The following is a 5,092-nucleotide window of genomic DNA, read 5'->3' on the forward strand; positions in this document are numbered from 1 at the left end:
TCATGAGAACACTTCCCGATAAAAAGGGGTATAAAATGCTATTTTTTCTTATCCGTCAAATCCGAATTTTTTTAACAAAAATTTCACGCTCCCGCCTTGATCAATTCACCATACGAATCAAAATAGCGACTAGGCCAGATTTCTGAGGGATGTATTTCGAGATAGTTAGCAATAATCCATTCGCCTTTCGGCCACGGGCGAGAAAGTGTATTTGCTAGTGTAGATGAACTGAGTCCCGCTTCACGGGAGACAGCCGCTAAGGTTGTACCGCGCTTACGTAATGCAGCAATAATGTCGGCTTGATGCCAGTCATTTCTAAAATTATTCATTCCTGCTACCCCTTCCATTAATTATTCATTGATGGTGGCGATCCAGACAGGGTTTGCACTACCGGAAAATACCCAACCGGCGAGGCCGAAGCCTCCCCAGTCTGAACCGCCATTGAAAGGGCGTAAGCAAACACGCTGGTAGGAACTTTCTACCAGCGGGGTATTTTCTCAGGGGTGCAAATCCCTGACCATTGGATTTTGCCAATGGCGGGGCTACTTTAACTGATTGGTTTATCTGGTTCAATAAGCGAATCAGTTAAAGTGCTTACCTTTATTGCGTTATATGCTATTAAACAGCCCATGCAAGCTGACACGCTACTCTGGATTCAAGCAAATATGACAGTCAGCTCAGTTCCAGATATAGTCATTCACACCCTGAAAGTTACACTGTGAGGTAATTCCATTAAGCGGAGAATGAGGCGCGACTTTGTTAAAACTGGCAATAAAATTTCACTGACAGTGAAATTTTATTGCCTTTGATGCAAAGAGCTGCTTTAATTACTGAAGGTCAGGCGTACCGCCTGAGCTGTGTTCTTTAAAACTTTGTTCTCATCGTAGCAGCGAAGGCTTAGCGTAACTGCCTGTTAATCAGGCCGCTCCCTCATCCGGTGTCGGAGAAAAAGGCGGGCAGACCAGCACCATCGGTCAGTCAGAAGCTCGTTCGTCATGATGGTATGCATGCGGTCAGTCGCGATAAGTGGCTATCGAGCAGCTGTACTATCTAGATCAACGGGGCTTCATCGTCGCGAAAACTGGTGTTGGGCTTGCGCATCGGGTTGGCTCCTTTCGGTCATCGCCTTGTTACGGGGCTTCGGCGGTTTTGCCGATTCAAAGGAGAGCAGAATGAAACATGACACTTTAAAGAACACCATCGCAACGCTGGAAAAGCTACGCGATGCACACTGCAGCCAACTCGATGCTGGCGCTCTGGCTGAGCTTGAAGATGTATTGCAACAGCTACGCAACCATCAGAAAAGCCCGGTAAAAAGCGGGAACTGGTCTGACGATATTGTCTTCCGGGCTCTGCGCATTATCGACATTGTATTACGACTCGTCACAAATATTGCTGACTGGATGAAGTAATGCAGCGGAGCCAAGACGCAGCAAGCCCAATATTGATTTAGGGGTTACTTATGAATATCGGACAGGCCATTAAGTTGTGCCGAACCAGAAGAGGAATATCGCAGACGGATCTTGCAAATAAAGCCGAATGCTCAGTCTCATACCTTTCCATGCTGGAAAATAACAAGCGGGATCCCACTCTATCCACGCTGACAAAAATAGCCACCGCATTGAAAGTGCCTGTCAGCATTATTTTCTTTATCGCTGCCGAAACCGGCGACCTGAACGGTATGGATAAAGGTCTGCAAGGCGAACTGGCGCGCACAGCGCTGGAGCTACTAAATGAAGCATACCCTGCCTGACGGCCCCTTCTATAGCAGACGACGCATCCACAGTATGGCGTCGCTGGCAAAGGCACTGAACATTCCTGCCAGTGAGCTTATTAGCCTGGCCTGTCGCGCCGACCGGATGTACCGTCTCGCCAACAATATCCCCAAAGCTGACGGCAGCGTACGCCAGACATGGGATGCTCACGAACCGCTCAAAAAAATTCATCGCAGCATCAGACGCAACATACTGGATCACGTTACCTATCCCTATTATCTGACCGGTAGCCTCAAAGGGTGTGACTATAAGGTCAATGCATCACTGCACGCTGGCGCGACCATCGTAATAAACGAAGATATAACGGGCTTTTTTCCGGGAACATCGGCCGCAGTAGTTCACTGCATATGGCGGAATTTTTTTTGTTTCGGACAGGATGTTGCCGACTGCCTAACTCGCCTGACGACCCGTCATGGAGAGTTGCCTCAGGGAGCAATCACCAGTTCATTTCTGGCCAACTTGGCATTCTGGGATGCTGAATCGGCGCTGCATAGCAGCTTTAAGGCCCGCGGACTGATTTACTCCCGCTACGTTGATGATATTGCGGTTTCGTCGGAAACATTCCTTGATAATTCGACTAAAACGGAAGTTATTGCGAGCCTTTACGGCATGCTTTTCAGGCATGGCTATCGACCCAAACGCACTAAACATGAGATCAGAACTTCCGGCGAGCGTATGGATGTTACTAAGCTTTCTGTCAATTCTAAGCCCGGCCTTTCTACTTCCCGTCAAAGCCAGATTCGCTCTGCGGTTAATCACATCGAGCAGGCCTTCCTGCGGGGAGAAATTACAGTATTCGACAGTGGTCCTTATGCACAGACATTAGGCCAAGTTCATTTACTGGCTAGGTTTCATCCCGGTAAAGCGGAAAAACTCAAACAGCGACTGCTTGCCCTAAAGAAGTTGGCACAATCAAATAAATGCTCTTAATGTAGGAAATCGACAGGTTGCAAACTTTTTGCAGGTTTCCTGAAGCTAATACACATATCACTCAGATATTAGCTTTTTGAATATCCATTGTCCGCTTTTCGCTCATAGCTGACTGTCAGATTTAGTCGCACTTTTCTACAAAACACTATCAGATAAAGTAGCGACTAATCCCAAAAAGGTGTGTGATATCTAACCTTCTGAGCATTTGATTTTTTTAATGCCTGTGCAGTATAGGAATTAAAAAAATCAATTAGTTATCTAAATTCCATCAAAGTTAGCCAATCTCTGTTTCTGTTCATCATTTTGGCTAAACGCAAATTCTTCATGCTCTGCCTGCCATGTGCCGAAACTCATCAGGAACGCAATCGCAGGGTCGATCTTGTTTGCGGATTTTTTCTTATTCGGCTTGATATTGGCGTTCGCATCGGTTTCCATCACCACATTGGACATAGCCCATGCCAGCACCGGATCGCCGTTGTGACGAATGACCTTGCGGTTAACGAACACTTCGGCAGACTTGGCTACGGGGCTAAAGCGCATGTAGGTCTGCGGGAACGGCTCGACCTCAATACCTGCGCCCTGTAATTGCGTTCTTAAATGGGTAGCGTTCCATGTGTCGAAGCCTACCAGTTTGATATCAAAGTGCTGGCTGTCACGAAGAATGTCATCACGGATACAATCATAGTCAATGCAGTCGCCCGTTGTGGTGCGTATCCAGCCCAATTTCACCCACTGGCGATAAACCGCCCGATTCTTGTTAGCCGGGTTCTGTAACTGGGCTTCGGGCAGGTAATGGCGGGTCAGTAATAACAGTTCATTGTTTACGGGGAAGGTGTAGCACACGCTGGTAATGTCCCCCGTTGACGATAAATCCAATCCGGCGTAACACTCCAGTCCTTTGAGGTCGTTTTCGTCATAATCCATCTGGCAGGCTTTCCATGCGCCTTCCCCCATCCACGGCGTTTCGCCCTGGCACCAGATATTAAAGCGTTTGGTTAACATCTCTGTCCATTGCGAGGGAATACCACGGGCTTTCTGTATTGTGTCATGCAAAGCGGCACTGTCTACCGAGATATTCAGATTGGGGTTTGCCTTAACCCAAAGCGCTTCATCATCAATCTCGTTCTCGTCGTCCAGCTCGTAAATCAAGGCAAACAGTGATTCGTTCTGCTCTTCGCCGTCCAATATCTGGCAGCAATAATCATAGTGCTGTTTACAGGCTGAAATTACGTTGCTACCCGCCGTGGTGATGGCAAACAGGACACCTTCGGGGCGTGCGCCCATGCCTAATTCAAGGGCAGAGTACACCGCGTTATCGGGGTGCAAATGGTACTCATCGACAATGGCAAGGCTGGGGTTTGTCCCTTCAATGGTGGCGGCTTTGGCTGCCAGTGGCTTTAACAGGCTATTGGTTTTCGGGTAGGTCACTTTATGTTGCTGGATAGATAGCCGCTTTTTGAGCAGTTTGGAAAGTAAACTCATCTGGCGGGCATCATCAAACACGATACGCGCCTGATCACGGCTCACGGCGGCAGTGTAAATATCCTGCTGGCCTGACTCCATCACCAAGAACCAATTCGCCAATATCGCGGCAACGGTGGATTTCACATTTTTACGTGGCACCTGAATATAAGCGCTACGGTACTTTCTGCGTCCGGTCGCTTTTACTTTGAAGCCGAACAGATTGGCAAAAGCGAACTGCTGCCACGGCTCCAGTACAATCGGCTTACCGCGTAAATGGCCTTTGACGTTCGGATAGAAACGGGAGAAGGCAATAAAGCGCTCCACTACCTCGGTATCAAACATATAAAGCGGGTTATTCAGGTCATTATAGTAGCGTTTAACTGCTTGTTTTAGCCGGTTACAGGCCGAAATTTTACCGTTTTGGATATCAAAAGCATACTGCTCCCATGCATTCATAAGCGGTCTAACTCGTCTTCTTCCTCCGTTTCTATCGGATTTTTGCGCCGTGAAACCGGATCAAAGCCAAGCAACGACGACATTTTTATCATGATTTTTTCGGCATCAGCCTTGGCGCTCAATGAGGGATTACGGCTTTCACTGCCCTGACTGTTTACGATACTAAAGCCCCGAATATCAAGGTCTGCCACCGCTTTCCGGTAAATGGCGTAGTTGACGCAGTACAGTTCTAAGTTGTTCCAGTCGGCGGCGGTCAGATCTTCCCGTTCGCCTAAGATTTTTGCCTTGGATTTCCACTGACTGGCGGCAATGTCATTAAGATACGTCGGGGGTTTGGGTGCCCTTGCCATAATTTTCTGTCTTCCTTGTTAGGCGCTGTCGTCATGAAATTTTCAACCAAAGAACAAGGCAACGGATTTGCACTGCGGCAAGAAAAGACGCGCTATTTTTGGCATAGCGTGTGGCTA

At 47.9% G+C, this 5,092-nt stretch carries 6 protein-coding genes and 1 pseudogene; 3 read left to right on the forward strand and 4 right to left on the reverse strand.

Features of this window, described 5'->3' with window-relative positions; translation table 11 throughout:
• Nucleotides 1-83: 83 nt before the first annotated feature.
• A complete protein-coding gene (locus Xkoz_RS18800) occupies nucleotides 84-329 on the reverse strand; it encodes a helix-turn-helix domain-containing protein (protein ID WP_099143464.1) in 246 nt (81 codons plus the stop codon).
• A gap of 843 nt (nucleotides 330-1,172) precedes the next feature.
• Here Xkoz_RS18800 and Xkoz_RS18805 point away from each other — a divergent pair.
• The 3 genes from Xkoz_RS18805 to Xkoz_RS18815 are packed head-to-tail and all read left to right on the forward strand — an operon-like array spanning nucleotide 1,173 to nucleotide 2,705.
• A complete protein-coding gene (locus tag Xkoz_RS18805; protein ID WP_099143465.1) occupies nucleotides 1,173-1,412 on the forward strand; it encodes a hypothetical protein in 240 nt (79 codons plus the stop codon).
• A gap of 50 nt (nucleotides 1,413-1,462) precedes the next feature.
• A complete protein-coding gene (locus Xkoz_RS18810; protein ID WP_099143466.1) occupies nucleotides 1,463-1,753 on the forward strand; it encodes a helix-turn-helix domain-containing protein in 291 nt (96 codons plus the stop codon).
• Entirely contained in the window at nucleotides 1,734-2,705 is a 972-nt protein-coding gene (locus Xkoz_RS18815) for a reverse transcriptase family protein (RefSeq protein ID WP_099143467.1), read from the forward strand. Before Xkoz_RS18810 ends, Xkoz_RS18815 begins: the two co-directional genes overlap by 20 nt.
• A gap of 258 nt (nucleotides 2,706-2,963) precedes the next feature.
• Here Xkoz_RS18815 and Xkoz_RS18820 read toward each other — a convergent pair whose 3' ends face one another.
• The 3 genes and pseudogenes from Xkoz_RS18820 to Xkoz_RS18830 form a co-directional block, all read right to left on the reverse strand.
• Nucleotides 2,964-4,625: a terminase large subunit gene (locus Xkoz_RS18820; protein ID WP_099143468.1), complete on the reverse strand. Its 1,662-nt coding sequence runs from the start codon at nucleotides 4,623-4,625 to the stop codon at nucleotides 2,964-2,966.
• Nucleotides 4,622-4,975: a phage terminase small subunit P27 family gene (locus Xkoz_RS18825; protein ID WP_099143469.1), complete on the reverse strand. Its 354-nt coding sequence runs from the start codon at nucleotides 4,973-4,975 to the stop codon at nucleotides 4,622-4,624. The genes Xkoz_RS18820 and Xkoz_RS18825 overlap by 4 nt, the downstream gene beginning before the upstream one ends.
• A gap of 31 nt (nucleotides 4,976-5,006) precedes the next feature.
• Nucleotides 5,007-5,092 (reverse strand): annotated as a pseudogene (locus tag Xkoz_RS18830) (IS5/IS1182 family transposase); the annotation flags it as partial.

The sequence above is a fragment of the Xenorhabdus kozodoii genome (assembly GCF_002632875.1).
Classification (GTDB): domain Bacteria; phylum Pseudomonadota; class Gammaproteobacteria; order Enterobacterales; family Enterobacteriaceae; genus Xenorhabdus; species Xenorhabdus kozodoii.

Excerpts from the sequence above, each read along its gene's own strand:
- Xkoz_RS18805 (WP_099143465.1), top strand. The coding sequence starts at position 1,173 with ATGAAACATGACACTTTAAAGAACACCATCGCAACGCTGGAAAAGCTA.
- Xkoz_RS18815 (WP_099143467.1), top strand. The coding sequence starts at position 1,734 with ATGAAGCATACCCTGCCTGACGGCCCCTTCTATAGCAGACGACGCATC.
- Xkoz_RS18825 (WP_099143469.1), bottom strand. The coding sequence starts at position 4,975 with ATGGCAAGGGCACCCAAACCCCCGACGTATCTTAATGACATTGCCGCC.
- Xkoz_RS18810 (WP_099143466.1), top strand. The coding sequence starts at position 1,463 with ATGAATATCGGACAGGCCATTAAGTTGTGCCGAACCAGAAGAGGAATA.
- Xkoz_RS18820 (WP_099143468.1), bottom strand. The coding sequence starts at position 4,625 with ATGAATGCATGGGAGCAGTATGCTTTTGATATCCAAAACGGTAAAATT.
- Xkoz_RS18800 (WP_099143464.1), bottom strand. The coding sequence starts at position 329 with ATGAATAATTTTAGAAATGACTGGCATCAAGCCGACATTATTGCTGCA.